This is a genomic window from Planotetraspora sp. GP83 (assembly GCF_041262585.1).
In the GTDB taxonomy this organism is placed as follows: Bacteria; Actinomycetota; Actinomycetes; order Streptosporangiales; family Streptosporangiaceae; genus JAOEGB01.
In genome coordinates this window covers 83,731-109,139 of sequence record NZ_JBGCBZ010000021.1, presented here as the reverse complement: position 1 = coordinate 109,139, position 25,409 = coordinate 83,731, and the positions used below count along the sequence as shown (strand labels likewise).

Below are 25,409 nucleotides of genomic sequence, written 5' to 3'. Positions count from 1 at the left end.
ACATCGGCGCAAATCGCATCTGAGGTCAGAGACCTTCAGCATGTCCCGCTTGCACAGATGAAGACGTACGGCGACGTCGAACTCGGGGCGACGCTGCGGCGGCTGATGCCCGCGTCACCCGATGTCACCCGCGTGGCGGTGGCCGCCTTCAACTCCTCCATCTGATGGAGTGGGGCGGCGCGAGCGAGATCCTGCCATTTCGCCAGTTCGTGCTCAAGGTTCACAGCCGTTGCGATCTCGCCTGCGATCATTGCTACGTCTACGAACATGCGGACCAGAGCTGGCGGGGCCGCCCCAAGATGATGTCTTCGGACACGATCATCCGGACAGCGGAACGCATCGCCGAGCATGTACGGCGACACGACCTGAAGCAGATCGTTGTGGTGATGCACGGCGGGGAACCACTGCTCGCCGGGCCGGACGTCCTCGCGGAGGTCGCCACCGAGTTGCGTGGCCGCATCAGCGAGTCATGTGACGTCGATCTGCGGATTCATACGAACGGGATACTTCTGGACGACCGGTTCTGCGACACCTTCGCCGCCCAGGGCATCACCGTAGGGGTGTCGCTGGACGGCGACCGCGTGGCGAACGACAGGCATCGCCGATACGCCAACGGGCGAAGCAGCTATCCTCAGGCCGTCCGCGCCGTGGAACGGCTGCGCCGGCGGCCGGAACTGTATGCCGGGCTGCTGTGCACCATCGACGTCGCCAATGATCCCATCGCCGTCTACGAGGCTCTGGTGGCGTTGCGGCCGCCTCGGATCGACTTCCTCCTTCCCCACGCCACCTGGGACGCCCCGCCTCCCCGGCCCTCCGCGACGGCGTACGCGGACTGGCTCATCACGATCTTCGATCGCTGGGAGGCCGACGGACGGCCGGTGGCCGTACGGCTGTTCGACTCGATCATCGCGACCACGTGGGGCGGCGCCAGCCTGACCGAGGCGATCGGCCTTGAACCGAGCACCTTGATCGTCATCGAGACCGACGGCTCCTACGAGCTGGTCGACTCGCTGAAGGTGGTCCATGACGGCGCCCCCGCCACCGGGCACCACGTCGCGAACGAGTCCCTGGACGAGGTGGCGGCTCATCCGGGAGTCCGCGCCCGGCAGGGCGGTCTGGAAAGCCTGGCCGCGGCGTGCCGGACGTGTCCGGTGGTGACCAGTTGCGGCGGCGGGCTCTACACCCACAGGTACAGGTCCGGCTCCTTCGACAATCCCAGCGTCTTCTGCGCGGATCTATTCAAGCTGATCGTCCATGTCCGGGAGGGGAAGACGGTGCGGGCGCACGCCTTGCCCTATGACGCCATCGACGCGATCGCCGGCGGCTTCGGAGAAGCGCGCGACGTCGGTCTCCTGATGGAGTCGCAACAGAGCCTGCGCCGGGCGCTGATCGTGGCCGTGCGCGCCAAAGCAGCCGGCGAGAGCGCCTGGGACCTGCTCACACGGGTCGAGGAAGACCACCCCGAACTGCTCGACGCCGTGCTGGCTCACCCTTACATACGCGTGTGGGCGATCGGCTGCCTGGAAGGCGGAGGCAGGCCGGCCTATCTCGCCAACGTGGCGGCGGCGGCCGCGGCCCGCGCGGGGCTGGACGCGCGGCTCCAGGTGGAGGTCGTGGACGGGTGCGTCCACCTGCCAACGGTCGGCACGCTGGCGCGCGTGCCGGGCGACGCCGCGGCGACTCTCGTGATCGAGAAGGGCCGGGTACGGCTCGACGGCCAGGCCGCCACGTGGCATCCGGTCCGCCATCTCACCTCCGGCGGCTTCTCGGTCCTGCTGGAGGACTCCGACCCCTACCGCGACTGCCACCAGTGGCGTCCCCTGCCCCGCCTGTCCGATGCGGAGGCGGCCCTCTGGGAGGAGTCGTTCGACCAGGCCTGGCAGTTGATCGAGCGGGACTTCCCGTCGTACGCCACCGGCCTCGGCGCGGGGTTGACCACCATCGTGCCGCTCACCGCGGCCGGCTCGGGCCGTGACGTCAGCTCGGCCGCACGGCATGCCTTCGGCGCGGTGGCCACGGCGCTCCCGCCCGACCCGGCGACCTTCGCGCTTCTCATCATTCACGAGTTCCAGCACGTGAAACTCGGAGCGGTGCTCGACATGTTCGATCTCTACGACGAGACGGATCGCCGGCTGTTTCACGCGCCTTGGCGGGAGGATCTCCGGCCGCTGGAAGGCCTGCTGCAGGGAACGTACGCCCATCTGGCCGTGACCGACTTCTGGCGCACGCGACGGCACATCGACCCCGAACCCGCGCGCAGCCATTTCGCGCACTGGAGGGTTCAGACCGCTGAGGCGATCGAGACACTCGCCGAGTCGAAGGCGCTGACGCCGTTGGGCGAGCGGTTCGTGTCCCGCATGCGCGACTCGATCGCTCCCTGGCTCGACGAGGAGATTTCGGAGGCCGCCGGCGCCGTGCGCGCAGGCGGGTGAGGCCTGTGGAGTTCACCGCCCCTTACGCCGCCTCCGAGCTCGCGCGTGACCTGCGCACGCTGGGTGTCCGCAAGGGCCAGACACTGCTGCTGCATGCCTCTCTCAGCGCCATCGGCGGCGTAAGAGGGGGCGTAAAGGGGGGCGCCGCCACTGTGGTCGCCGCTCTTCGCGATGTGCTGGGCCCGAACGGCACTCTCGTGGTGCCGGTGCATACGGCGGACAACTCCGAGACCTCCCCAGAGCACCTGAAGGCGATCCGGGGAATGACCGAAGCCGAGGTCGCCCTGTTCCGCAGGCGCATGCCCGCATTCGATCCCCTGAGAACCCCGTCGACAGGCATGGGGACAATCGCCGAATACGTGCGGACCACCGACGGAGCGGTGCGCAGCGCTCATCCGCAGACGTCCTTCGCCGCTGTCGGACCACGAGCGGCGGTCCTCATGGCCGATCACGCCCCCGAGTGCCACCTCGGGGAGAAGTCTCCGCTGGCCCGGCTGTACAAGGTGAAAGCGAGAGTCCTGCTGCTGGGCGTGGGCTACGACCGGTGCACGGCATTCCACCTCGGGGAGTATCGCTGCCCCAAGACGCCTCCGCGGCGGATTTATCGCTGCGTCGTGAATTTCGGCCACGGACCGCAATGGTGGCAGTACGAGGATGTGCACCTGACCGACCACGACTTCCCGGAGCTCGGCGACGCTTTCGAAAAGCAAGGAGCCGTCGACCTCGGCTGGGTCGGAAAAGCGGAGAGCCGGATGTTCCCGGTGAGGGCCGCCGTCAAATTCGCCGCCCGCTGGCTGGCGAAGCACCGTCATCCGTACATATCCTCCCATTCGGGCACTGACTTGACTTACGCTGCGTTCCCATAGTGAATAACTCCGGGAGAAAGGAGGCGGATGCCACTACAACCGGCTCCCAGGTCACCCGCACAGGGTCCCTATTTCTTCCTGAGCTACGCGCACATCCCCACGCACGACCCGAATAGCAGGACCGACCCGAACAGATGGGTCGTGAAGCTTTTCGAAGATCTGTGCGACCACATCATCAACATGACGAACCTGCCACAAGGGCAGGCCGGATTCATGGACGTGGACCTGCGTTCGGGTCACCATTGGCCGGACAGGCTGGCCGACGCCTTGGCGACGTGCAAGGTATTCGTTCCGCTCTACTCTCCCCGCTACTTCGAAAGCGATCAATGCGGCAAGGAGTGGGCCGCATTCCAGCAGCGCGTGAACAACCACACCGGGCCGGAAGGGCATCTTCCCGAGGCCATCGTCCCCGCCCTGTGGAGCCCCATACCCCCTGAGCGCCTGCCGGCGGTGGCGCAGTCCATCCAGTTCACGCATGACGTCCTGGGATCCCGATATCGCGACGAAGGCTTCTATGGGCTCGTCAAGATCTCAGCCATGCGGTCGCATTACCAGAGAGCCACGATGGGGCTGGCGAAGCGGATCGTCGAAGTCGCCCAGCGGACACACGTGGGATCCATGGAACCGCCGCCGAAATACGCCGACCTCCGCAGCGCGTTCGACGATTACTCCCCGCAACGCCCGCTCCGGGTGACCGTGGTGGCTCCGGATCTGACGCACCTGCCCGCCGACCGCAACCCCTACTACTACGGCCTCACTCCTGAGGAGTGGAACCCCTTCCGGCGGGGAAGCAACACCCGCCCGCTCGTGTCCCACGCGGAAGAGATCGCGACGGCGCATGGCTTCCTGCCGGAGGTGGGCTCACTCGACGACCACGCCCGGCTCCTGACCTCCCCGGAGCGCCCCGGCGAACCGTCGGTCATGCTGGTCGACCCCTGGGCCACCACCGGGCCGGACTGCCACAGGACGCTCCGGGCCTTCGACCGGCGAAACCGCCAGTCCGTGAGCGTCATCGTGCCGTGGAATCACGAGGACGAGCAGACCGTGAAGGACCGTCCGAGGCTCCAGCGCTCTGTCAACTCCGCCCTGCACAACAACCTGTCAGAACCCGGCCCGGACGTGACTTCGGTCACCGCCTTCCGCGGGGCCCTGTCCGACGCTCTGGGGAGGGCGGCGAACCACCTGTTCAAGACGGCCCCGGCCTATCCGCCGGAGGGCGAGCCGACCAGAAGACCGAGGCTGATGCAGCCGGAGGACCCAGATGACTGACGTCCAAGACGAAGGCCAGATCGTCACGTTCTACTCCTACAAGGGGGGAACCGGGCGCACCATGGCACTGGCCAACACGGCATGGGTGCTCGCCAGCAACGGTCTGCGAGTCCTGGTCGTGGACTGGGACCTGGAGTCGCCGGGGTTGCACAAGTTCTTCCATCCGTTCCTCGACAGCAGCGTTTTCAGCGCGACGCCAGGCGTGATCGACATCATCAGCAACTACATGTGGGCGGCCGTCAGACCCACGGAACGTAGTGCGGACTGGCATGTCCCCTACGCACGGGTCGTTCCGCACGCGGTGTCACTCGACTGGGAGTTTCCCGACGGCGGCACGCTCGACTTCGTGTCCGCCGGGCAGCAGAACCGCGACTACTCGTCGCTGGTGTCGACGTTCGACTGGGACAACTTCTACGAGCGGCTGGGCGGTGGCAGATTCCTCGACGCCCTCCGCGCGGACATGAAGAGGAATTACGACTACACCCTCATCGACAGCCGTACCGGCCTGAGCGACATCGCCGACATCTGCACGATCCAGATGCCCGACATCCTCGTCGACTGTTTCACGATGAGCGACCAGAGCATCGAGGGCGCCGCGAAGGTCGCACGGTACATCGACGATCGTTACCGTGAGCGCAACATCAGAATCCTGCCGGTCCCCATGCGGATCGACGACGGGGAGAAGGAGAAGCTCGACGCGGGACGGCTGCTCGCCCGCAGCAGGTTCGACCGCTTCCCCAAGGGACTGACGGCGGAAGGGCTCAAGCAGTACTGGGGCTCGGTCGAGATCCCCTACAAGCGGTTCTACGCGTTCGAGGAGACGCTGGCCACGTTCGGCGACGGCCCCGGCTCCCCCACCTCCCTGCTCGCGGCCTACGAGCGCCTTACGGGCGCCGTCACCCAAGGAAAGGTGGCCTCGTTCCCGCCCCTGGACGAGACCGTACGGACCAGATGGCTGGAGATGTTCACCCGCCGCCAGCCGCTGCAGCCCACGGACATCCTGCTGAGCTACGCGCCGGAGGACCGCATGTGGGCCGACTGGATCGGCGCGGTTCTGGAGCGTGCGGGGTGCCGGGTGATCCCCCAGGCCATCGGCGCCTCGCCGCCGGGTGACCCCGGCCAGGGGCCGAGCCGCGTGATGGTCGTCCTGTCCGCCGCGTATACCCGAGCGGTGCAGGGAGGGGAGGCGCTGGAGCGGCTCTCGGCCATGGACCCGATGGGGGACAGCCGCATGGTCACCACCATCCGGGTGTCCGAAGTGCGGCTCACCCCTCCTTTCAGCGACGTTCCGCCGGTCGACCTGGTACGGCTGAACGCGGAGCAGGCGACCGAGGCGATCCTGCGCGCGGTGGGAAGAGAGGGCGCCGACTACCCGTCGGGTCCCTCACCCATGGGAGCGCGATTCCCAGGAACCGCGCCGCCCATATGGAACGTCCAGGCGCGCAACGCCGCCTTCACGGGGCGGGGGGCCGCGCTCGAATCCTTACGGGACCAGCTCGTCGGCGGGAGCCAGGCGGTGGTCCTTCCTCAGGCGTTGTACGGCCTGGGCGGCGTGGGCAAGACCCAGATCGCCCTGGAGTACGCCCATCGCTTCATGGCCGACTACGACCTGGTGTGGTGGATCTCCGCCGAGCAGCCGGAGCTGATCAACCCGGCGCTCGCCGAGCTGGCCGGACGGCTCGGGATCCGGGTGGGCGACAGCATTCTCGAAGCCGCGGAGGCGGCCCGCGAGGCGCTGCGGCGCGGCGAGCCGTACTCACGCTGGCTGCTGATCTTCGACAACGCCGGCGATCCCGAGGAGGTGCGCGGCTTCCTTCCAGGAGGGCCCGGCCACGTGATCGTCACGTCGAGAAACCAGTCATGGTCGATGGTGGCGGCCCCGCTCGAGGTCGACGTGTTCAGCCGTGAGGAGAGCCTGGAGCACCTGCTGCGCCGAGTGCCGACTCTGAAGCCGGAGGACGCTCTGCGGGTGGCCGAGGCGCTCGGCTATCTGCCGCTCGCTGTCGAGCAGGCGGCGGCCTGGCTCGGGGAGACCGGCATGTCGGCGGCGACCTACATCGAACAGCTGGAGACCCAGACGAGCGAGATTCTCTCCACCAACCCGCCGCCGGGCTATCCCAGCCCGGTGGCGGCGACGTGGAACATCTCACTCAGCCAGCTGAAGGAGCACTCCCCCGCGGCCGTGCGGATGTTGCAGCTGTGCGCCTTCTTCGCGCCCGATCCCATCTCCATGTCGTTGCTGTACAGCGACGAGATGATGCGTTCCCTGCTGCCCCATGACAGCTCGCTGCGCGGAGAGAAGCTCATGCTCGGCCGGCTGATCCGGGAGATCAGCAAGTTCGCGCTCGCGAAGATCGACCCTGGCAGCAACACCATCCAGGTGCACCGCCTGGTCCAGGCCGTCATCAGAAGCCAGATGACGTTCGACGAGATCGAATCCACGACCCACGAGGTGCACCACATCCTGGTGGGCGCCCGCCCCCGGCAGGGAGAGGTGGACGACCCGGAGAACTGGCCGGTCTACGACCTGATCTGGCCTCACCTGCTTCCGTCGGACGCCGAACGATGCGTGGAGGAGGAGACCCGGCAGCTGCTCACCGAGCGTGTCCGCTACCTATGGAAACGCGGCGAGTTCAGCAGCGCCCTGCAGCTCGGCCAGCGACTGGCCGACTTCTGGGAAGGCGAGTTCGGCCAGAACGAGCGGCAGCGGCTGCATCTCCTCTTCAACATCGCCAACGTCCTCCGCTCCCAGGGGAGCTACCAGGAAGCGAGGGACCTCGACGAATGGGTGTGGAGCCGGCAGCGGGAGATGCTGGGCGACAGCCATCCGCACACGCTCATGACGACCGGTGGGCTGGCCGCCGACCTCCGGGCGCTCGGCGAGTTCGACCGGGCGCTGGAGATGGACAAGGAGACCTACCAGCGATGGAGGGAGCTCTACGGCGAGGACAACCCGCGCACGCTGGCGTCCGCCAACAACCTCGCGGTCTCCTATCGCCTCGTCGGCGACTGCTACAGCGCCCTCGACCTCGACCAGGACACGCTCAGCCGGCGGCTCACGGTCATCGGCCCGATCCATCCGTACACGCTCTTCTCCTCGGCCAACCTCGCCCGGGACATGCGTGAGGCGGGACAGTTCCACAGCTCGGTGGAGCTCCTGCGCGCGACGATGGAGCGCTATCGCGAGAGCCTCGGCGACAACTTTCTCGACACCCTCCGCACCGCCAAGAGCCTCGCGGTGTCGCTCCGCAAGGCGGGTGAGCAGCACGACGCCTGGCTGACGGCCCAGCAGACTCACGACCGCTACCAGCAGCTCTATCCCTCGTCTCCGGACGCGACGGCCGCGACGCTGGAGCTCGCCAGTTGCCTGTCCGCGCTGGAGGACAAGGCCGGCGCGCGGGACCTGGCCGCCGAGATCACGAGCCTCTACCGTACGACCCTGGGCGAGCACCACCCCTTCACGCTCGCCGCCGCCAACAACCTGATGACGTATCTTCGCGGCACCGGAGCACTCGCGGAGGCGTACGAGCTCGGCACGGCGACGCTGTCCGCGTTCCGAAGCTGCCTGCGCGACAGCCATCCCTTCACGTTGTCCTGCATGGTCAACGTGGCCAACTGCGCGGCGGACCTGGGACGGCTCGAGGAGGCGCAGGCGCTGGAGAGGCGGGCGCTGGAGGGCCTGCACGAGACGCTCGGGCCCGAACACCCCGACAGCCTCGCCTGCCAGGCGAACCTGGCGATCAGCCTCCGGGCGGCCGGGGACGAAGAGGAAGCGGAACGGCTGCTCGAGACGACCGTGAACGTCATGAAGGTGGTTCTCGGGGAGAATCACCCCAACGTGACGGCGGCGGCAGCGTGGCGCCGGCTGAACCGCGATCTCGAGCCTCAGCCGACCTGATCACTCACGGACGAGCCACAGAAGCACCTCGGGGAGGACACCGATCGCCCCGAAGTGGGCGACGCCGTGCTGGATCTTGACCGTGGCAGCGGGAATCCGTTCGCCCAGCCAGCGGGCATGCCCGACGGGGGAGAACACATCGTTCTCCCCGTGCCAGACCAATGTCGGCACTTCGATGACGGCTGGGTCGAATCCCCATCCGCCGCAGAACGCCAGGACGTCGTCGACCCAGCCGTCGATCGAGTCGCGCAGCCCCTCGGCGAAGTTGCGCACCAGCATCCGGCGGATGCCGTGGTCGGTGACAACACGCCGGTCCGACTCCGGGACCTGCTGGGAGAGCCCGACCACCTTGCTCGCCGGGTCCGCGCGAATCTGAGCCGCCGCCGTCGCAAGCCGCTTCGCCACCGCCCGGTGGCCCGCGAGCGCCATGGTGTACTCGACGACGTTGGAATGAGCCATCCCGTCGAACCAGTCGAGCCCTTCGGCTCCGCGCGGGGCGAGGCCGACGAGCGCCGCGACCCGGGTCGACCGCTCCGGCAGCAGGGCGGCGCACGCGAGCGCGTGCGGCGCGCCCCCGGATCTCCCGACGACCGCGAACCTCGCGATGCCCAGCGCGTCCGCGATGGCCGCCACGTCGGCGGCGACATCGGCCACCGACCTGCCCGGCAACCGGTCCGACAGCCCGTATCCGGGGCGGTCGAAACTGATCAGGCGGATGCCGAGCCGGTACAGCACCGTCGGCCTGGGCGACGGCCCGACGCGGCTTCCGGGGGTGCCATGGAGCAGGAACACCGGGTGACCGTCCGGTTCTCCCTGCTGTTGTACGGCGAGCCTTCTTCCGTCAGGTGCGACCAGAACGTCGGTCAAAACACTCTCCCCGTGACTACTCCCTACTACCTGAGGGTTCCTCCGAATCGCTCCGATGTCCATGCCTGTTTAGCCCTCAGTGTCCAGTGGCGAACAGCCTGTTCGCGACGCGTGCGTGCGGCTGTGCGTAGCTCAGGATGAATGGTCACTGAACCGCTCTAGGCGAGCCGGTGATCGACCTGGGCGGACGATCCGGCATCAGGTCCGACATTATTGGCGCATGTCGGTTCACGAGCGTTGGGAGCTTCCGCCGGGCCTGGAGTTGCTGTTCGGCGGGGGTGACGGCGGCGACGGGCGGGCGCTCGAAGTCGGCCTCCCCACCGGGTCCCTCGTGTGGCCGGATCCCGAGTACGACAAGCTGCGGACCTACCACCGGCCGTCGTTCTGGCTCAGCGACGCGCCGGTGCCCGCCGAGCTGTGGCGCCGCCTGCGGAGGGAGCACCACCGGTCGGGCCTGTGGCCGGTCCTGCTGGAGGACGGTGTGCAGCCCTGGTCGGCCGGTCAGATCGCGCCGGACTCCGTGGCAGAGATCGACTACTTCACCGCGGCGGGGTTCATGGCGGAGGCGTGGGCGGACCTGATGGACCGCGAGGCGGAGCTCGCTCCCTTCGGAGCCGAATGTCCCGGTCTGGCCGAGCCCGGCACGCCGGTCGCCGACCCCGACGTGGTGGCGGACTGGTACGCCGGTGTCGTGGCCGAGCGCAGGACCCCGCTCGGGCTGGCGGCGGTGGGCCGGGGGGCCGACGCGCTGGTCGCCATCGGCTGGCAGGGCGCGCTGCACCACAACGAATGGACCGTGCCGCTGGCCGCCGTCGTCCGGAGCTGGGAGGACAGATTCGGCGCGCGGGTGGTCGGCATGGGGTTCAACACGCTCGACCTGAGCATCGCCGCGCCTCCCGTCACCCCCGCCCACGCGCTGCGGGTCGCCGCCGAGCACTGGACGTTCTGCCCCGACAGCGTCCTGCAGGGGCCGGGCACGCTGGCCGACTACGCCGAGCAACTCGCCGGGCAGAACGCCTGGTCGTTCTGGTGGGACTGAAATGACCCCTCCTGGGGGCTATCCCTCTGGCCGAGCACAGCGGTCAGGAGGCCGGGAAAGCGGCCGTCCAGCTCGTCTCGCCGGAGGCCGACATAGCGCTGCCTGCCGCCGTGAAGGATGGCGATCGGGATGGCGATCGGGGGCGCCTCCGCACGTCGCGCTCGCGGATCGGTGCGGCTGCCGCTGAGGGGCAGCCGGTCATCTGATGAGCACGCAGGAGGGGCTGCCGACGTCGACGCCCTCGGTGGACGGCTCCGGGACGCCGTCCTTCAGGGTGAGCACGGCGACGCGGTCCGACCGCTCGTTGGCGACGTAGATCCGGTCGCCCGCCACGGCGAAGTGCCTCGGCCAGCGGCCTCCGCCGGGCACCTCGGCAACAGGGGTCAGCCCTTCCCCGTCCACGGCGAACGCCGTGACGGTGTCCGGGCCGCGGTTGCCGACGTAGACGTGACGCCCGTCGGCGGAGACGTCGATGTGGGACGGCTGGTTGGGCCCGTCGACGGCGCTGGCGGGCACGCGGCCCAGCTCCCGCCACTCGTCGTCGTACACGGCGACCGTGCCGTCCAGCTCTCCCGCGACGTACCAGTGGCCGGTAACAGGGTGGCGCACGAGGTGGCGGGGGCCGGTGCCGGGGGCCAGCCGTACGGGCCCGTCCGGGTGGGGGGTCATGCCGGGCAGGAAGCGGCGCACCTCGTCGGTGCCGAGGTCGGTGACGTACAGCACGCCGTCCGGGCCGAAGACGGCCTGATGGGCGTGCGGGCCCTCCTGCCTGCGGGCGTTGGGGCCGTGGCCCTCGTTGCGGAACAGCAGCGGGTCCGGCTCCGGAAGGCCGTCCTCGCCCAGCCGGAAGGCCGCCAGGGTGCCGTCGCCGTAGTTGGCCACGGCCAGCCACGTCCCGCCCGGGTCGACGGCCAGGTGGCAGGGGTAGGAGCCGCCGCTCGAATGCTCCGCCAGCAGCCGGGGGCCGGCCCCGGCAACGGCGCCGTCATCGCCGTCGTCAGCGCCGTCGTCAGCGCCGTCGTGGGGGGCGTCCGCGAACACCGCCACGCCGCCGTCGGGCCGTTCGAGTACGGCGTAGAGCAACGGGAGGCGGGGGTGCGCCGTGACGAACGACGGACCGGACACGGCGGTCTCCGCGACCGCGCGCAGCCGCCCGGCGGCGCCGACGCGCACGCGCGTCAGCCCCGTGCCGGATCCGCCCGTGTCGGCCGTGTACCCGCCGATGACAAGGCTTCCCGGCGTCGCTGGGCCGGGCTGGGGTCCGGGCATCGTCTCTCTCCTCGGTCGCGTCTCTCGGATCATTCGCCTGCCGGCGAAATCCGCGAGACACTCCCGAGATCACGAGCAGGCCGGTGACGGTCCGTCGCATGCTATCGGCGAGCCGCCGCCCGGCCCACGTCCGCCCCTGGCGGATTCCTAACTGCCTGCGCGAACCCCCTGCATGATCACGGCGGGGGGAGGGGGGTGGCCGGAAGGCTACTGGCCGGCCCATGCCTCCGCGAGCAGCCGGTGCGACCGGACGCGGTCGGCGTGGTCGTGGGTGATCGTGGTGACGAGCAGCTCGTCGGCGCCGGTGACGTCGCGCAGCACGCGAAGCTTCTCCACGACCGTCTCGGGCGACCCGGCGAACTGGGTGTCGATCCGGTCGGCGACGAGCACCCGGTCCTCCTCGGTCCACTCGTGCGCGGCGGCCTCCTCCGGGGAGGGGAACGGCATCGCCCCCGCGCCGGTGCGGATGCTGCGCACCCACAGCGCGTACGGCGAGGCCAGCTCGCGGGCGGTCGCGTCGTCCTCGGCCACGACGACGTCGGCCGAGACGAGCACGTGCGGCGCGGACAGCGTCTCCGACGGCTTGAACGCGGCCCGGTAGGCCTCGACGGCTTCGAGCACGTTGGCCGGGCTGACGTGGTAGTTGGCCGCGAACGGCAGCCCGCGCTCCCCCGCGACCTGCGCGCTCTGACCGCCGCTGCTGCCCAGGATCCACAGCTCCAGATCCGCGCCCTCTCCGGGCACGACGTGCGCCTGGATCCCGTCCTCCGACCGGTAAGCGCCGTTGATGAAGGCGATGATGTCGTCCACCTGGTCGGCGAAATCCGGAGACTGGGCGCCCGGCTGCTGGAGCAGCGAGCCGTACAGCTTGAGGATCGGGGATCGGGCGAGCGCGGCGAAGGAGAACTCCTCGGGGATGAGCAGCCCGTTCACGATCCTGCGGGGCTTCGGCTCGCGCTCCTTGGGCGGTTCTTGGAGGATCTCGGCACGGCGCTGCCCGGATCGGCCGAGGCCGAGATCGATGCGGCCCGGGTGGAGGGCCTCGATCGTGCCGAACTGCTCGACCACGGCGAGCGCCGTCTGGTGCCCGAGCTGGACGGCGCCCGAACCGACCCGGATCCGGCTCGTCGCCGCCGCGACCAGGGCGATGAGCACCGTGGGGGCCGAACTCGCCACGCCGGGGGTGAAGTGGTGCTCGGCCAGCCAGTAGCGGTGGTAACCGTACTCCTCGGCCTTCTGGGCGAGGTCGATGGTGTTGCGCAGGGCGTCCGCCGCGGTGCCGCCGGACGAGATCGGAGCGAGGTCGAGGATCGAGAGGGGCGTCGAGCGGGGAGTGGTCATATCTGCCTTCCAGTGGGGAACGGCCTACTGGGGATCTCCCGGCGGAGCACGGGGGCGATGTCGCTCTGGAAGAGCTCCAGGGCCGTCCGGTGCTGACTGCCTGTGAGCCCGTCGGCGTCGGCGTGCAGGTGCATGACCTCGTGGCCGAACCGCTCGTGGTAGCGGAGCACCTTGTCGATGATCTGCTGGGGGCTCCCGACCAGGATCGAGCTGCGCTCGATGGCGTCCTCGAGCGTCGGGAACACCGGGTCGAGCCCCATCTTCTTGAACAGGGCGATCCGGGCGTCGTAGATGGGCCGGTAGGTCTCGATCGCCTCCTGCGAGGTCTTCGCGGCGTAGTAGCCCGCGGTGCCCGCGCCCACGAGGGCGTCCGCGGGGTCGTGCCCGTAGAACTTCCACCGCTCGCGGTAGTACTCGATCAGCTCGGCGTAGGGCTCGATCGGGTTGGTCACGTTGGCCGAGAACAGCGGGTCTCCCCACCGGGCGGCCAGGTCCACCGAGTCCGTGCTGGTGGCGCTGCCGTGCCAGACGCGGATCGGCTGCTGGAGGGGCCGCGGCCAGGTCTCGGCGTTCTCCAGCGACGGCCGGAACCTGCCCTCCCAGGTGACCTTGTCCTCCCGCCACAGCCTGCGGAACAGCTCGTATCCCTCGCGGTTGCGGTCCCACTGGTCCTCGGCGGTCACGTGGAAGAGCTGGGCCTGGGCGGCGCCGTTCCCCTTCCCGATGATCAGCTCCAGCCGGCCGCCGGAGAGGTGGTCGAGCGTGGAGTAGTCCTCGAACGCCCGGACCGGGTCGAGCAGGCTGAGTGTCGTCACGGCGGTGAACAGGCGGATCCGCTTCGTCAGCGCGGCGACGTGGCTCAGCACCACCGGGGGCGACGACGAGATGAAGGGGCGCTCGTGCCGCTCCCCCACGCCGAAGCCGTCGAAGCCGAGCTCCTCGGCGAGAACACCGCCCGCGATCACCTCCCGGAACCGGTCGGTCGTCGAGACGCGCTCGTTGTGGACGATCAGTGTGATGAGCAGAAATTTCACGATGCGACCACCTCGGGCGGGGCATAGCGGCTGGCGGGCCGCGGCAGGCCGAGGAGACCCCTCAGGGTGTCCGCCTCATAGGCGCTCCGGAACGCTCCCCGGCTCTGGAGGGCGGGGACCAGCCCGCGCGTGACGCCCTCCAGGTCGTACGGCAGGGCGCCGGGGCGCAGCCGGTAGCCCTCGAACCCGGCCGCCCTCCACTCCAGGAGCAGGTCGGCGAGCTCCTCGGGCGTGCCGGTGAACACCAGCGCGTCGGAGTAGAGCTCCGCGCCGTCGAGCTCGTCGAGCCGCGCCTTGCGCGCCGCCGCCGCGCCGGGCTCGGCGTCGAGGAAGACGACCAGGTCGGCGAAGATCTGCAGGGGGCGGCCCTCCCTGCCGACGTACGCCTCGGCCTCCCGTACCGCGGCGACCACCGACCGCGCGTGAGCGGCGTCGTGCGGAGTCACGAAAACCACGTCGGCGGCCCGCGCGGCGAGCCGGTACGGCACGACGTCGTGGGCCAGGGCCGTGACCACGGGCTGCCCCTGTGGCGACCGCGGCGTGATCGACGGGCCCTTCACGCTGAACGACGGCCCGGTGAAGTCGATGTAGTGCAGCTTGTCCCGGTCGATGAACCGGCCGGTCGCCACGTCGCGGATCTCGGCGTCGTCCTCCCAGCTGTCCCAGAGGCGGCGGGCCACCTCCACGGCGTCGGCGGCCTCGTCGAAGAGGTCCTCGACGCGCTGAGGCAGGTTGGCCAGGTCCGCCACGTCCTCAAGGGTCAGCTCCGGGAGGTCCCTGCGCCCGATGTTGGCGGCGTCCGTGCTCCGGGCCGAGACCTGCGGACGCAAACCGGCCCGGCCGCCGCTGACGTGGTCGAGGCTCGCGATGCCGATGGCCACGTGGAACGGCTCGGTGTGGGTGGTGACGGCGGTCGGCACGAGCCCGATCCGCGAGGTCAGCGGGGCGAGCCTCGCGGCCAGCAGCACGGCGTCGAACCGTCCCCTGACCTGGTCGCCGCGCCCGTCCAGCCCGTCGATCAGCGTGGACTGGAGCCGGAACGCGTCCTCGAAGGTGACGAAGTCGAGCAGGCCGCGCTCCGCCTCGGCCACGAGGCCGGCCCAGTAACGGGCCTTGAACAGCTCCTTGCGGGCGTCGGGGAGGTCGCGCCAGGCGGCTGGATGCCATCCCGCCCCGTCGAGTGCGACGGCGATATGCAGTGCCTTCTCCCGCGCGTGCTCCTGCGCTCTCTCCTGCGCGTGCTCCGTCGGTGAACTTTCCGGCATGCGAAGCCCTTTCTCAGAGACCGAGGCTAAAGACCGAGGTGGTCGCGGAGCGTGGTCCCGGCATATTCGGTGCGGAACACGCCGCGCTCCTGAAGCAGGGGGACGACCCGGTCGACGAAGTCGTCCAGCCCTCCGGGGGTCAGGTGGGGAGCCAGGATGAACCCGTCGGCCGCGTCGGCCTGGACGAACTCGTCGATCCGCGCGGCCACCGTCTCGGGTGTCCCGATGAACGCCTGGCGGCCGGTCACCTCGATGACGAGTTCGCGGATCGACAGCTTCTTCTCCTCCGCCAGGGCCCGCCACTTGGCCGCGAGCTCCGCCCGGTCACCGAGCGGCACCCTGCCTCCCCACACCCCGTCGGACAGGTCGGGGGCGACGTCCGGCAGCGGCCCCTCGGGGTCGTACGCGGACATGTCCCGGCCCCACACCTGCTCGAGGAACGCGATCGCCGTCTGCGGGCTCACCTGCTGCCGCCGGATCCGGGCGGCGTTCTCCGCCGCCTCCTCCTCCGTGTCGCCGAGCGCGAACGTGACCGCCGGCAAGATCTTCAGCTGGTACGGCTCGCGCCCGTATCGGGCGAGCCTTCCCTTGACGTCGGCGTAGAACGCCTTGCCGGATTCGAGCGTGCTGTGGCGGCTGAAAATGACGTCCGCCGTCTTCGCGGCGAACTCCCGGCCCTCGTCGCTGTCGCCGGCCTGGATGATGACGGGCCGGCCCTGCGGGCTCCGCGGCACGTTGAAGACGCCGGACGTGCTGAAGTGGCGGCCTTCGAAACGCACGGGCCTGATCCCCTCGGTTCTCACGAACAGGTCGCCGCCGTCCTGTTCGCCGCCTGGAGGGAGGGCGTCGGCGTCCCAGGAGTCCCACAGCTCGCGGGCGAGCCGTACGAACTCCTCGGCCCGGGTGTAGCGGTCGGCGCGGTCGAGGAAGCCGCCGCGCCGGAAGTTCTCACCGGTGAAGGCGTCGGAGGTGGTCACGACGTTCCACGCGGCGCGGCCGTCGCTGAGGTGGTCGAGCGTGGCGAGCCGCCTGGCCAGCTCATACGGCTCGTTGAAGATGGCGTTGACCGTGCCGGCGAGCCCGAGCCGTTCGGTGACGGCGGCCAGGGCCGCGAGGACGGTCATGGACTCCGGCCGCCCGACGACGTCGAGGTCGTGGATGCGGCCCTTCAGCTCGCGCAGGCGCAGCCCCTCGGCGAGGAAGAAGAAGTCGAATTTCCCCCGCTCGGCCGTCTCGGCGAGGTGGCGGAAGGAGGAGAAGTCGATCTGGCTCTTGGAGCGGGGGTCCGCCCAGACGGTGGTGTTGTTGACTCCGGGGAAGTGCGCGGCGAGGTGGACCTGCTTGCGCGGCCTGCTCATCGGGACGGCTCCTTCGGGTATGCGTGCTCCAGCCGCGGCACGGCGGCCAGGAGCTCCTTCGTGTAGGCGGTCCGGGGCTCGGTGAAGACCCGGCGGACGTCGCCGGACTCCACCACCAGGCCGTCCTTCATGACGAGGACCCGGTCGCTCACGTGGTGGATGACGCCCAGGTGGTGGGAGATGAAGAGGTAGGCCACGCCGAGCGAGGCCTGGAGGTCGGCGAGCAGGTCGAGCACCTGGGCCTGGATCGACACGTCGAGAGCCGAGACGGGCTCGTCGCAGACGATCACACGTGGGCGGGGTGCGAGCGCCCTCGCGATCGCCACCCGCTGCCGCTGGCCTCCCGACAGGCGGAGCGGGCGGCGCTCCAGGATCGTCGCGTCGAGGCCGACCTGTTCGAGCAGCTCGACCGCGCGGTCCCGGCGGCGGGAGCGCGGCTCACCGCCGACGGCGAGCGCCTCGTCGAGGATTCGCCACACCGAGAACCGGGGGTCGAACGAGCTCAGCGGGTCCTGATAGATCACCTGGATGTGACGGCGCAGCTCCCTCCGCTCGGCGGCGGCCAGCCCGGCCCAGGGCCGCCCGTCGATCTCGACCTCGCCGGCGTCGGGCGTCAGGAGGCCGAGGACCAGCCGGGCGGTGGTCGTCTTGCCCGACCCCGACTCGCCGACGATCCCGAGGGTCTCCCCGGCCCGCAGCTCGAACGAGACGCCACGGACCGCCGGGCGGCCGTCGAACGCCTTCGCCAGCTCGCGGGCCCGGATCACCACCTCCCCCGGCTCCCCCGGCTCCCCCGGCTCCCTGGGATCTCTGGGCGCCGGGCCGGCGATCTTCCCGGCGTCCCCGCTCACGGACAGCCTGGTGCCCTTCGCGTGCTCCATCGGGATGGCCGCGAGCAGCGCCCTCGTGTACGGGTGGGCGGGGGCCCGCAGGACCTCCGAGGGCGGCCCCTCCTCCACGACCACGCCCTCCTTCATCACCAGGACCCGGTCCGCCAGCTCGGCGACGACGGCCAGGTCGTGGCTGATCAGGAGCAGTGCCGTACCGGACCGCTTGCGCGCGGCGAGGAGGCGGAGGATCTGCGCCTGCACGGTGACGTCGAGGGCCGTGGTCGGCTCGTCGGCGATCAGGAGCCGCGGGTGGCAGGCGATCGCCGAGGCGATCAGCGCGCGCTGGCGCAGGCCGCCGGAGAGCTGGTGGGGATACTGCCCGGCGCGCAGCTCGGGCTCGGGAACGCCCACCTCGCGGAGCAGCTCCACCACCCGCTCGGTGACCGTGCCGCGCGGCGCGGCCCGGTGGAGGCGCAGGGTCTCGCCGATCTCCCGTCCGACGGGCCGCAGGGGGTCGAGGGAGACCAGCGCGTCCTGCAGGACGTAGCCGACCTGCGTTCCGCGGACCGCGCGCCACTGCCGCTCGCCGTACCGACTGGCGTCCTGCCCCGCCACGGTGAGCGACCCGGCCCGTACGGCGGCGCCGTCCCCGGTGAGCCCGATGAGGGTCCGGGCGGTGACACTCTTGCCCGAGCCCGACTCGCCGACGATGGCGACGCACTCCCCCGGATGCACGGCGAGAGAGACGCCGCGGACGGCCCGCACCTCGCCGAAAGACACGCGCAGGTCGGCGACCTCCACGATGGGGTCTTCGGAGATGGGGGCGAGGGAGATCGGGCCGGTCACGTGAGCCTCCCTTCCACGCGGCGCTGCAGGTGCCGGCCGGCGACCGTCACGGAGAGCACGGTGAGCGTGATCGCCAGGCCGGGGAAGACGGCCATCCACCAGGCGATCGAGAAGTAGTCGCGCCCCTGGGAGAGCATCGATCCCCATTCGGGCGCGGGCGGCTGGGGGCCGAGGCCGAGGAAGCTCAGCGACGCCGCGGCGACGAGCGCCGTGCCGACCTCGATCGTGGCCACCACGAGCAGCGGCGCGAACGCGTTCGGCAGGACGTGCCGCAGGATGATCCGTCCCGGCGTGAGCCCGAGCGAGGTCGCCGCCTCGACGTAGCCGGAGCGCCGGATGACCAGCGTCTGGGCGCGGACCAGCCGGGCGTAGCTCGGCAGTGTGTACGCCGCGATGGCCAGGATGGCGTTGAACGTGCCGCGCCCGACGACGGTGATGACGAGGAGCGCCAGCAGCAGGCCGGGCAGCGCGAGCAGCACGTCGACGAACCGCATGGTGATCTCGTCCAGCAGCCGCCCGCCGAGGGCGGCGAGCAGGCCGAGCACGGTGCCCACGGCGACCGCGAGCGCGGTGGCGCCCAGCCCGGCGAGCAGGGACGGCCGCGCGCCGAACACCACGCGGGCGAACACGTCGCGCCCGTTGGCGTCGGTGCCGAGCAGGTGGGCGCCTCCCGGAGGCTGGAGCGCGGCGAGGGCGTCGGCGTCGTTCGGCGAGCCGTGGACGACGAGGCCGGGCGCCAGCGCCACGACGGCGACCACGGCGATGAAGAGCGTCGCCGCCCACACCCCGGCGCGCGGGATCCGGCGGCCCGTCCGGGGGGACGTCAGGAGGGGGACCGTCATCGGGCGCCTCGCAGCCTGGGGTCGATGACCAGGTAGAACACGTCGATCAGGATGTTGACGACGACGTAGACGGTCGCGGAGACGAGCACCACGCCCATCACCACGGGCAGGTCCTTGGAGGTGACCGCCGTCAGCGTCAGCCGTCCGATGCCCTCGCGGGAGAAGACCTCCTCGACGATGACCGCCCCGCCGAACAGCACGCCGACGAACCAGCCCGCGAGCGTCACGGTCGGCAGCAGCGCGTGCCGCAGGGCGTGCCGTACGCGCACGGCGAGGTCGGCCATGCCGCGGGAGCGGGCCGTCAGGATGAACGGCTCGTCCAGCGTGAGCTCGAGCCCCTCCCTGAGCACCTGGGTCAGCACGGCGGTGACGGGGACGGCGAGGGCGACCGCCGGAAGCGCGAGGCCGCCGGTGACGGGGAACAGCCCCAGCGTGAACGAGAAGAACGTCAGGAGCAGGATGCCGCCCCAGAAGGACGGGATGGAGACTCCGACGAGCTCCACTCCCGAGAACAGGCCCCGGATCCAGCGCGAACGCTTCGCGGTCAGCACGGCGACCGTCACCGCCACGACCGCCGCCAGCGCGAACGCGGTGACCGTGAGCTGGACCGACGCGCCGATCTGCGAGCCGATCGCCTCGGCGACCGGCTGGTGCAGCTGGTAGGACCGGCCCAGGTCGCCGCGGACGACCCGGCCCAGGTAGGTCACGTACTGGACGGACAGCGGCCGGTCGAGCCCGTATTCGGAGATGATCGCCGCCCGCACCTCGGGGGTGACGGTCGAGTTGCCGATCAGCACGTCCACGACGTCGCCGGGGGTGAGATGCAGCGCGACGAACGCGGCGGTCACCGCCCCCCAGAGGACGAGGAGCGAGGTGGCCAGCCGGACGGCGACCCGGCGGCCGGCCACCGATGCGCGTGCCGTCATCCCTGGACGACCCACGCGTCGTAGAAGGTGGGGTACGCCTGGGGCTCCCATCCGATGCCGTGCGTCTTCTTCGAGGCTCCCAGCACGTAGTTGAAGATGTAGACGGGGAAGACCACGGCCTCGTCGGTCACCTTGTGCTGCACCTTGGCGTAGAGCTCGGCGCGCTTGGCGTTGTCGGTGGTGGCCAGCGCGTCGTTCAGCCAGCCGTCGACCTCCTTGTCGGAGTAGCGGGCGGCGTTCTGGCCGAACACGGTGGGCGTGGAGATGCTGTCGATGGCGAACAGGTTCCGCAGGGCGTCGCCGTCGGCCCGCTGCCAGCTGAAGTCGACGAGGTCGTAGTCGCCCTTGATGAACGTCGTGACGAACTCGCCGATGCTGGGCGGGTTGGTGATGGCCACGTCGATCCCGAGCTTCTTCGCCTCGGCCTGCACCTGGTCGGTCAGCGTGTCGCGGCCCTCCCGGACGGTGGCCTTGAAGAACGGCCACCGCACGGTCAGCCGCTTGCCGTCCTTGGTGCGGTAGCCCTCCGAGTCCCGGGCGGTCCAGCCGGCCTCGTCGAGCAGCCGCGCGGCCTCGGCCGGGTCGTACTTCCACTGGGTCTCGGTGCCCTTGTCGTAGCCGGCCGTGCTGGGTGACACCGGGCTGGAGGCGGGCTGGTAGGTCCCGAAGTAGAGCTTGTTCACGATGGTGGCGAAGTCGATCCCGTCGCGGAACGCCTGCCGTACGCGCTTGTCCGTGAACACGCCGGAGGCAGTGTTCGGGTAGTAGTTGTAGTTGCCGCCGGGAGCCTGGCGCGTCTCGACCGTCAGCGCCGGGCTGGCCTTGACCTGCTTCACGCTGATCGGCGGGACGCTGGCGATGGCGTCGACCTGGCCACTGGTGAGCGCGCCCAGCCGGACGGCGTTCTCCGTGATGACCTTCATCTCGAGGTTGTCGAGGTAGGCCTCGCCCTGGTGCTTGGCGTTCTCCGGCGCCCAGTTGTAGCCGGGGTTGCGGTGGTAGGTGATGCCCTGCTTGGGCGTCCACGCGTCGATGACGAACGGCCCCGAGCCGACGACCTTCCCGCAGAGCGTGTCCTGTGGCTGCTTGAGCGACTGGGGCGACTCGATGCCGAAGTACGCCGTGGCGAGCGCCGCGAGGAACGGCGAGTGGGGCTTGGAGAAGTTGACCTTGGCGGTGTACTGGTCCACCACATCCGTGCCGGTGTAGGGCGTGATGAACCCCGCGGCGAGCTGCGACTTGGTCGCCGGGCTGACGATGTGGTCGAGGTTGGCCTTCACGGCCGCGGCGTCGAACGCGGTGCCGTCGCTGAACTTCACACCCTTGCGCAGCGTGAAGGTGTAGCTCTTCTGGTCGGGCGAGACCTTCCAGGAGGTCGCCAGCCACGGGTGGATGTTCCCCTCGGTGTCGAGGGAGACGAGCGAGTCGAGCGCGGGGCGGGTGAACAGGCCCGTCACGTCCTGCGGGCTCTGGTGGGGGTCGAGGCAGGTGGGCTCGGCGTTGACCGCGAAGGTCAGCTTCCCGCCCCTGGTGGGGGCGCCGCCCGGATCCTTCCGCACGGCGGGGGCGCCCCCGCAGGCGGTCAGCGCGAGCAGAGCGACTACGGGAACGATCAGACCGGCGAGAGTTCTCTGGTGCACGTTAAGCGCCCTTTCCTTTAAAACCTACTCGTACAGTAGGAATAGAAGGATTGGATGTCAACGATATTTATGTAATGGTGATCATGCATAGGTTCCGGCGGACCCGCGTTGACGTGCGCCGACGCCGGGCGTGATCATGCAGGGTTCCCATGTATGGCTACGGACCTGGCCATACGTCATTCGTGATCATGCACCCCGAGGGTGCGGAATCAGCCGAAGGCTCCCGGCAGCCGTGTTCAGCGCGGGTCGCGCAGCCGGGCCAGGTCGCTCTCCATCTTGGCCATGACGCGCTCGTACCCCTCCCAGCCGTACAGCCGGACCAGCTCGGCCTTCATCCGGAGCGTCTCCTCCTGCACCGCCTCCGGGCCTTGACGTCGTATCGCGTCGAGCGCCCGGCGCGCCTGACATTCGCGTTCATTGAGATCAGCGAGACCTTCGCGGCGGATCTCAGGAGTAGGCATAGGCCCCTGCCCTCCACGTCTGTACGAACGGTGCGTAGTCTGACGCGCCGCCGCCGTGCCAGGTTGACGGTCGTCGTGAAATCGTCCCTAGGGTGTGACCGGCGGGACGTTCCCCGGGATGTCGCCAGGGATGTCGCCAGGGATGTCCCCAGGGATGTCCACGGCGATCTCCCCGCCGAGCCGCGCCCCGCCGGTCAGGGAGAGGTTGTCCCCGCTCCAGAACCTGCCCGGGTCGTACCAGTTCGGGCGGCGCCCCCCCGGCAGCAGCCCCATGGCCTCATAGGTGACGGCGACGACCTCCGCGCAGTAGGCCGTCTCCAGAGCGGTGTCGCTCCGTCTGAGGTTGAGGAACTCCTTGAGGTTGGGCAGCCGCCCGCGCAGCCAACGGCCGGCGAGCCGGGCCGTCGATGGGAACGGCGTGCCGTCGAGGCGGGCGATCGTGCGCAGGACGGCGTCCTCCATGTCCCGGCCCGCGGGAGGTTCGAGCTGGCGCAGCCAGGCCCGCTGGCCGTACTTGGTGGCCCAGACGCGGACCGCGTCGCGCAGGTCGTGAAGCTGGACGCCGCGCTGGTGCGTGTCCGACCACAGGTCGGGCAGCGAACGGCCCAGCTCGGCGTGCCACATCAGCGGAGGCAGGTCCTCGATGACGACCGCCATGCCCACGTGGTTGACGGGGCTGTTCGTGGTGACCTGGATGGCCCGGTCGGGCACCGTGCGCCCCCGGAACACCCACACGTCGCCGGTCCGGGTGAGGTCGATGGCTTTGTCGAGACTTATCCGTATGCCAGGCACACCAGTAGCCTAAGCACATGCGGCGGTGGTGGAAGATTCTCGGTCTGGCGGCCTTCGCGGGGGTCGCGGCGACCGGCGTGGTGATCGCCCGCGCGGAGCGCAGGCGCCGGGCGTACACCCCGGAGGAGATCCGGGAGCGCCTCCGCGCCCGGCACGCCGAAGCCACCTCGGCGCCCACCCCCTGACCGGTCAGGGGGTGGCCCGGTAGGCGTCGAACCCGAGCTTGACCGCGACGGCCAGGCCGCAGACGGCGGCGGCGATCCGGAGCGTCTGCCCGGGAAGCCGGCGGGCGAGCGCCGGGCCCAGCCAGCCGCCCACGAGGAACCCCGCCGCGAGCGGCGCCGCGGCCGACCACTGCACCGGCCCGAAGAGCGCGAACCCGGCGGCGGCCACGCCGTTCGCCAGCGCGGAGACGACGTTCTTGACGGCGTTGACCCTGGCGGGGTGCTGGTCGAGCGCCGAGGCGAGCACCGCGAACATGATGATGCCGCCCGCCGCCCCGAAATATCCGAGATAGACGGCGACGCCGAACAGCGCCGCGCGCAACGTCCAGCCCTCCCGGCCTCCCAGGCTCGCATGGCCGGGCCGCGGCGGGCGGAGCAGGAGCAGCGACGCGGCGGCGATGAGCCAGGGCGCGATCAGCTCGAAGGTCCGTGACGGCGTCACGAGCAGCAGGCCCGCGCCCGCCGCGCCGCCCAGCGCGGTGACCCAGCCGAGCCGGAGCAGCAGCCTGCCCTGTCCGGCCAGCTCGGGCCTCGACCCGGCGGCCGCGCCCATGCCGGTGAACAGCAGCGCGACGGTGTTGGTGACGTTCGCGCTCAGCGGCGGCAGCCCGAACGCCAGCAGCGCCGGATACGAGACGATCGACGCCAGGCTCACGACCGTGCTCACCACCCCGGCCAGCACGCCCACCCCGGCCAGCCCCAGCACGTCGGCGATCACAGCACCGACCCAACCACACCGGTTCCCGCCTTCCGAGGGCGGGTGCGCCGTACGTTCGCAGAGGTCATGGAGGCCCGCCAGGGCGAATTCCGATTCCGCCCATTTGAGCCTTATCTGTGGCCTTCTCAGGGCTTTAGTGCGGCACCGATAAAAATGACTTTGCGGGGGTTCCACTAATGTGTCCACATTTATAGTGATCATTCAGGTTTAAGCGTGCCACGTTGCTGACCCATGAGCTCACGCGGGGGTGAGGAGACTCTTTCCCGAAACGCGAAGGCATGGCGTCTTGCCGTCACAGGAGTGGTTCTGGCCGCGCTCGGCTATGGCACCGTCGCGGGCACCGATGACCTGTTTTCCTTCGGGCCCATGGTGCAGTACGCGTTCAGCATCCCGCCCGATGGAGAGATCAAATCCGTCTTCCTCGAAGCGGACACCGCTGCGGGCAACCGGGTCGAAATACCGATCGAGCCCGAATACGTCGGCATCCGCAGAGCCGAACTGGAGGGCCAGCTCGGGCGCTACGCGAGGCAGCCCTCGCTGCTCCAGGAACTCGCGGACGCGCACGCCAGGCTCCGCCCCGCCGAGCCCCGGATCACCGCGCTCCATGTGATGATCAAAGTCATCAAGCTCAGGGACAGGCCGCGGGGTGGGCGGTGCGCTGCGTCCAGGTCGCGGTGGTCGCCACGTACTTCCTGTCCGCGTACGCCAAGATCCGCTGGGGCGGGTGGGGGTGGCCCAACGGGGCGACCTTCCAGTGGGCCGTCAGCCGCCGCGGCACCTTCCTCGGCGGGTTCTTCGCGAGCGTTCCGGGGCTGCTGTGGTTCGCCCAATGGGGCATCCTGCTGGCCGAGGTGGCGTCACCGGTCCTGCTGTTCCTGCGCGGCCGGCGGCTCTACGCGGGCGTGGCGTTCTTCCTCGGGTTCCACCTGACGACCTGGGCCGTGATCACGATCCACTTCCTGCCGCACGTGATCTGCCTGACGGCCTTCCTGCCGCTGGAACGGCTACGCCGCCGAGCGCCTGATCCCGCAGGCGGGGGTGCCGCCGGGCAGCCGCTCGCGGTTGTCGGCGACGAGGCGGTAGAGACCGTGGGCTAGCCACCGGAACGGGGGCATCCGGACGATCCAGCCCAGAAGGCTCCACGGCAGCCCGGCGTCGATGAGCAGCCTGGCCACCGCCTGCGCCCCGCCGTACACCCTGGTGGCCCCGTCGTGGCCCTCGACCCAGAGCAGTTCGTACCGCGCCCTCTCGGCCGTCGTGCCCAGCCCGGCCAGGTCGGCGAACTGCCATGGGGTGATCCGCGCGCGAGTCCGCATCCGGCGCTCGACGAAGTTCACACATGTCGTGCAGAACCCGCAGTCGCCGTCGAAAACCAGGGTTTTCATGCCCCCAAACTAGCGCGGCCGGCGGCGTGGCGCGGAGGCGAAGATCCAGCCATGTACAAGCCATTCACAAGACGATCGCTGAACGATGACGCCGACCGGCCTTCCTG

The 25,409-nt window shown here is 70.1% G+C and carries 21 protein-coding genes and 1 pseudogene; 7 read left to right on the top strand and 15 right to left on the bottom strand.

Annotated elements, in window-relative coordinates; all coding sequences use genetic code 11:
• The first annotated feature begins 164 nt into the window (after window positions 1-164).
• From ABH927_RS26525 to fxsT, 4 genes are read left to right on the top strand one after another with little or no spacing between them, the layout of a single operon-like run.
• Window positions 165-2,432, top strand: coding sequence for an FxsB family cyclophane-forming radical SAM/SPASM peptide maturase (locus ABH927_RS26525; protein ID WP_370025871.1), 2,268 nt, complete (start codon window positions 165-167; stop codon window positions 2,430-2,432).
• Between the two features lie 5 nt (window positions 2,433-2,437).
• Complete coding sequence (locus tag ABH927_RS26520) at window positions 2,438-3,298, top strand: aminoglycoside N(3)-acetyltransferase (RefSeq protein WP_370025869.1); 861 nt, start codon at window positions 2,438-2,440, stop codon at window positions 3,296-3,298.
• 27 nt (window positions 3,299-3,325) lie between these two features.
• Window positions 3,326-4,567: a TIR-like protein FxsC gene (locus ABH927_RS26515; protein WP_370025867.1), complete on the top strand. Its 1,242-nt coding sequence runs from the start codon at window positions 3,326-3,328 to the stop codon at window positions 4,565-4,567.
• Entirely contained in the window at window positions 4,560-8,465 is a 3,906-nt protein-coding gene (gene fxsT, locus ABH927_RS26510; RefSeq protein WP_370025865.1) for an FxSxx-COOH system tetratricopeptide repeat protein, read from the top strand. Before ABH927_RS26515 ends, fxsT begins: the two co-directional genes overlap by 8 nt.
• Here the strand turns inward: fxsT and ABH927_RS26505 are convergent, their stop codons facing one another.
• Complete coding sequence (locus ABH927_RS26505; RefSeq protein ID WP_370025863.1) at window positions 8,466-9,332, bottom strand: alpha/beta fold hydrolase; 867 nt, start codon at window positions 9,330-9,332, stop codon at window positions 8,466-8,468.
• 220 nt (window positions 9,333-9,552) lie between these two features.
• Here ABH927_RS26505 and ABH927_RS26500 point away from each other — a divergent pair, with 220 nt between their 5' ends.
• Entirely contained in the window at window positions 9,553-10,371 is an 819-nt protein-coding gene (locus ABH927_RS26500) for a DUF4253 domain-containing protein (protein ID WP_370025861.1), read from the top strand.
• Between the two features lie 198 nt (window positions 10,372-10,569).
• Here ABH927_RS26500 and ABH927_RS26495 read toward each other — a convergent pair whose 3' ends face one another.
• The 11 genes from ABH927_RS26495 to ABH927_RS26445 all read right to left on the bottom strand — a co-directional run bounded on the left by ABH927_RS26495 (window position 10,570) and on the right by ABH927_RS26445 (window position 22,966).
• Window positions 10,570-11,640 (bottom strand): lactonase family protein, encoded by a 1,071-nt coding sequence (locus ABH927_RS26495; RefSeq protein ID WP_370025859.1) that lies wholly within the window; start codon window positions 11,638-11,640, stop codon window positions 10,570-10,572.
• Between the two features lie 207 nt (window positions 11,641-11,847).
• On the bottom strand, window positions 11,848-12,981 hold the full coding sequence (locus ABH927_RS26490) for an LLM class flavin-dependent oxidoreductase (protein WP_370025857.1): 1,134 nt from the start codon (window positions 12,979-12,981) through the stop codon (window positions 11,848-11,850).
• Window positions 12,978-14,015 carry an LLM class flavin-dependent oxidoreductase gene (locus ABH927_RS26485; RefSeq protein WP_370025855.1) on the bottom strand — a complete coding sequence of 346 codons (1,038 nt, stop codon included), beginning with the start codon at window positions 14,013-14,015 and terminating at the stop codon, window positions 12,978-12,980. Before ABH927_RS26485 ends, ABH927_RS26490 begins: the two co-directional genes overlap by 4 nt.
• Window positions 14,012-15,280 carry an LLM class flavin-dependent oxidoreductase gene (locus ABH927_RS26480; protein ID WP_370025853.1) on the bottom strand — a complete coding sequence of 423 codons (1,269 nt, stop codon included), beginning with the start codon at window positions 15,278-15,280 and terminating at the stop codon, window positions 14,012-14,014. The genes ABH927_RS26485 and ABH927_RS26480 overlap by 4 nt, the downstream gene beginning before the upstream one ends.
• 26 nt (window positions 15,281-15,306) lie before the next feature.
• Window positions 15,307-16,638: an NtaA/DmoA family FMN-dependent monooxygenase gene (locus ABH927_RS26475; protein WP_370025851.1), complete on the bottom strand. Its 1,332-nt coding sequence runs from the start codon at window positions 16,636-16,638 to the stop codon at window positions 15,307-15,309.
• The gene (locus ABH927_RS26470) at window positions 16,635-18,314 is read right to left on the bottom strand and encodes a dipeptide ABC transporter ATP-binding protein (protein WP_370025849.1); all 1,680 of its coding nucleotides are present in this window, start codon (window positions 18,312-18,314) and stop codon (window positions 16,635-16,637) included. Before ABH927_RS26470 ends, ABH927_RS26475 begins: the two co-directional genes overlap by 4 nt.
• Window positions 18,311-19,156: an ABC transporter permease gene (locus tag ABH927_RS26465; protein ID WP_370025847.1), complete on the bottom strand. Its 846-nt coding sequence runs from the start codon at window positions 19,154-19,156 to the stop codon at window positions 18,311-18,313. Before ABH927_RS26465 ends, ABH927_RS26470 begins: the two co-directional genes overlap by 4 nt.
• Window positions 19,153-20,082 carry an ABC transporter permease gene (locus ABH927_RS26460; RefSeq protein WP_370025845.1) on the bottom strand — a complete coding sequence of 310 codons (930 nt, stop codon included), beginning with the start codon at window positions 20,080-20,082 and terminating at the stop codon, window positions 19,153-19,155. The genes ABH927_RS26465 and ABH927_RS26460 overlap by 4 nt, the downstream gene beginning before the upstream one ends.
• The gene (locus tag ABH927_RS26455) at window positions 20,079-21,722 is read right to left on the bottom strand and encodes an ABC transporter substrate-binding protein (RefSeq protein ID WP_370025843.1); all 1,644 of its coding nucleotides are present in this window, start codon (window positions 21,720-21,722) and stop codon (window positions 20,079-20,081) included. Before ABH927_RS26455 ends, ABH927_RS26460 begins: the two co-directional genes overlap by 4 nt.
• Window positions 21,723-21,958: 236 nt before the next feature.
• Window positions 21,959-22,183, bottom strand: coding sequence for a hypothetical protein (locus ABH927_RS26450; RefSeq protein WP_370025841.1), 225 nt, complete (start codon window positions 22,181-22,183; stop codon window positions 21,959-21,961).
• Between the two features lie 87 nt (window positions 22,184-22,270).
• Window positions 22,271-22,966, bottom strand: coding sequence for a hypothetical protein (locus tag ABH927_RS26445; protein WP_370025921.1), 696 nt, complete (start codon window positions 22,964-22,966; stop codon window positions 22,271-22,273).
• 26 nt (window positions 22,967-22,992) lie between these two features.
• Here ABH927_RS26445 and ABH927_RS26440 point away from each other — a divergent pair, with 26 nt between their 5' ends.
• Window positions 22,993-23,160 carry a hypothetical protein gene (locus ABH927_RS26440; protein ID WP_370025839.1) on the top strand — a complete coding sequence of 56 codons (168 nt, stop codon included), beginning with the start codon at window positions 22,993-22,995 and terminating at the stop codon, window positions 23,158-23,160.
• Window positions 23,161-23,164: 4 nt separating this feature from the next.
• Here the strand turns inward: ABH927_RS26440 and ABH927_RS26435 are convergent, their stop codons facing one another.
• The gene (locus tag ABH927_RS26435; RefSeq protein WP_370025837.1) at window positions 23,165-23,917 is read right to left on the bottom strand and encodes a sulfite exporter TauE/SafE family protein; all 753 of its coding nucleotides are present in this window, start codon (window positions 23,915-23,917) and stop codon (window positions 23,165-23,167) included.
• A 237-nt stretch (window positions 23,918-24,154) separates the two neighbouring features.
• A complete protein-coding gene (locus ABH927_RS26430; RefSeq protein WP_370025835.1) occupies window positions 24,155-24,523 on the bottom strand; it encodes a hypothetical protein in 369 nt (122 codons plus the stop codon).
• A gap of 26 nt (window positions 24,524-24,549) precedes the next feature.
• Here ABH927_RS26430 and ABH927_RS26425 point away from each other — a divergent pair.
• Window positions 24,550-25,014 (top strand): annotated as a pseudogene (locus tag ABH927_RS26425) (HTTM domain-containing protein); the annotation flags it as partial.
• Here ABH927_RS26425 and ABH927_RS26420 read toward each other — a convergent pair.
• Entirely contained in the window at window positions 24,922-25,302 is a 381-nt protein-coding gene (locus tag ABH927_RS26420; protein ID WP_370025833.1) for a thiol-disulfide oxidoreductase DCC family protein, read from the bottom strand. The pseudogene ABH927_RS26425 and the gene ABH927_RS26420 overlap by 93 nt on opposite strands.
• Between the last annotated feature and the right edge of the window lie 107 nt (window positions 25,303-25,409).

Coding starts and splice junctions, on each gene's coding strand:
- ABH927_RS26525 (WP_370025871.1), top strand. CDS start 165: ATGGAGTGGGGCGGCGCGAGCGAGATCCTGCCATTTCGCCAGTTCGTG.
- ABH927_RS26515 (WP_370025867.1), top strand. CDS start 3,326: ATGCCACTACAACCGGCTCCCAGGTCACCCGCACAGGGTCCCTATTTC.
- fxsT (WP_370025865.1), top strand. CDS start 4,560: ATGACTGACGTCCAAGACGAAGGCCAGATCGTCACGTTCTACTCCTAC.
- ABH927_RS26500 (WP_370025861.1), top strand. CDS start 9,553: ATGTCGGTTCACGAGCGTTGGGAGCTTCCGCCGGGCCTGGAGTTGCTG.
- ABH927_RS26495 (WP_370025859.1), bottom strand. CDS start 11,640: ATGCCCGGACCCCAGCCCGGCCCAGCGACGCCGGGAAGCCTTGTCATC.
- ABH927_RS26490 (WP_370025857.1), bottom strand. CDS start 12,981: ATGACCACTCCCCGCTCGACGCCCCTCTCGATCCTCGACCTCGCTCCG.
- ABH927_RS26480 (WP_370025853.1), bottom strand. CDS start 15,280: ATGCCGGAAAGTTCACCGACGGAGCACGCGCAGGAGAGAGCGCAGGAG.
- ABH927_RS26475 (WP_370025851.1), bottom strand. CDS start 16,638: ATGAGCAGGCCGCGCAAGCAGGTCCACCTCGCCGCGCACTTCCCCGGA.
- ABH927_RS26465 (WP_370025847.1), bottom strand. CDS start 19,156: ATGACGGTCCCCCTCCTGACGTCCCCCCGGACGGGCCGCCGGATCCCG.
- ABH927_RS26460 (WP_370025845.1), bottom strand. CDS start 20,082: ATGACGGCACGCGCATCGGTGGCCGGCCGCCGGGTCGCCGTCCGGCTG.
- ABH927_RS26450 (WP_370025841.1), bottom strand. CDS start 22,183: ATGCCTACTCCTGAGATCCGCCGCGAAGGTCTCGCTGATCTCAATGAA.
- ABH927_RS26440 (WP_370025839.1), top strand. CDS start 22,993: ATGCGGCGGTGGTGGAAGATTCTCGGTCTGGCGGCCTTCGCGGGGGTC.
- ABH927_RS26430 (WP_370025835.1), bottom strand. CDS start 24,523: ATGGAGCGCGGTGATCCGGGGCTCGGCGGGGCGGAGCCTGGCGTGCGC.
- ABH927_RS26420 (WP_370025833.1), bottom strand. CDS start 25,302: ATGAAAACCCTGGTTTTCGACGGCGACTGCGGGTTCTGCACGACATGT.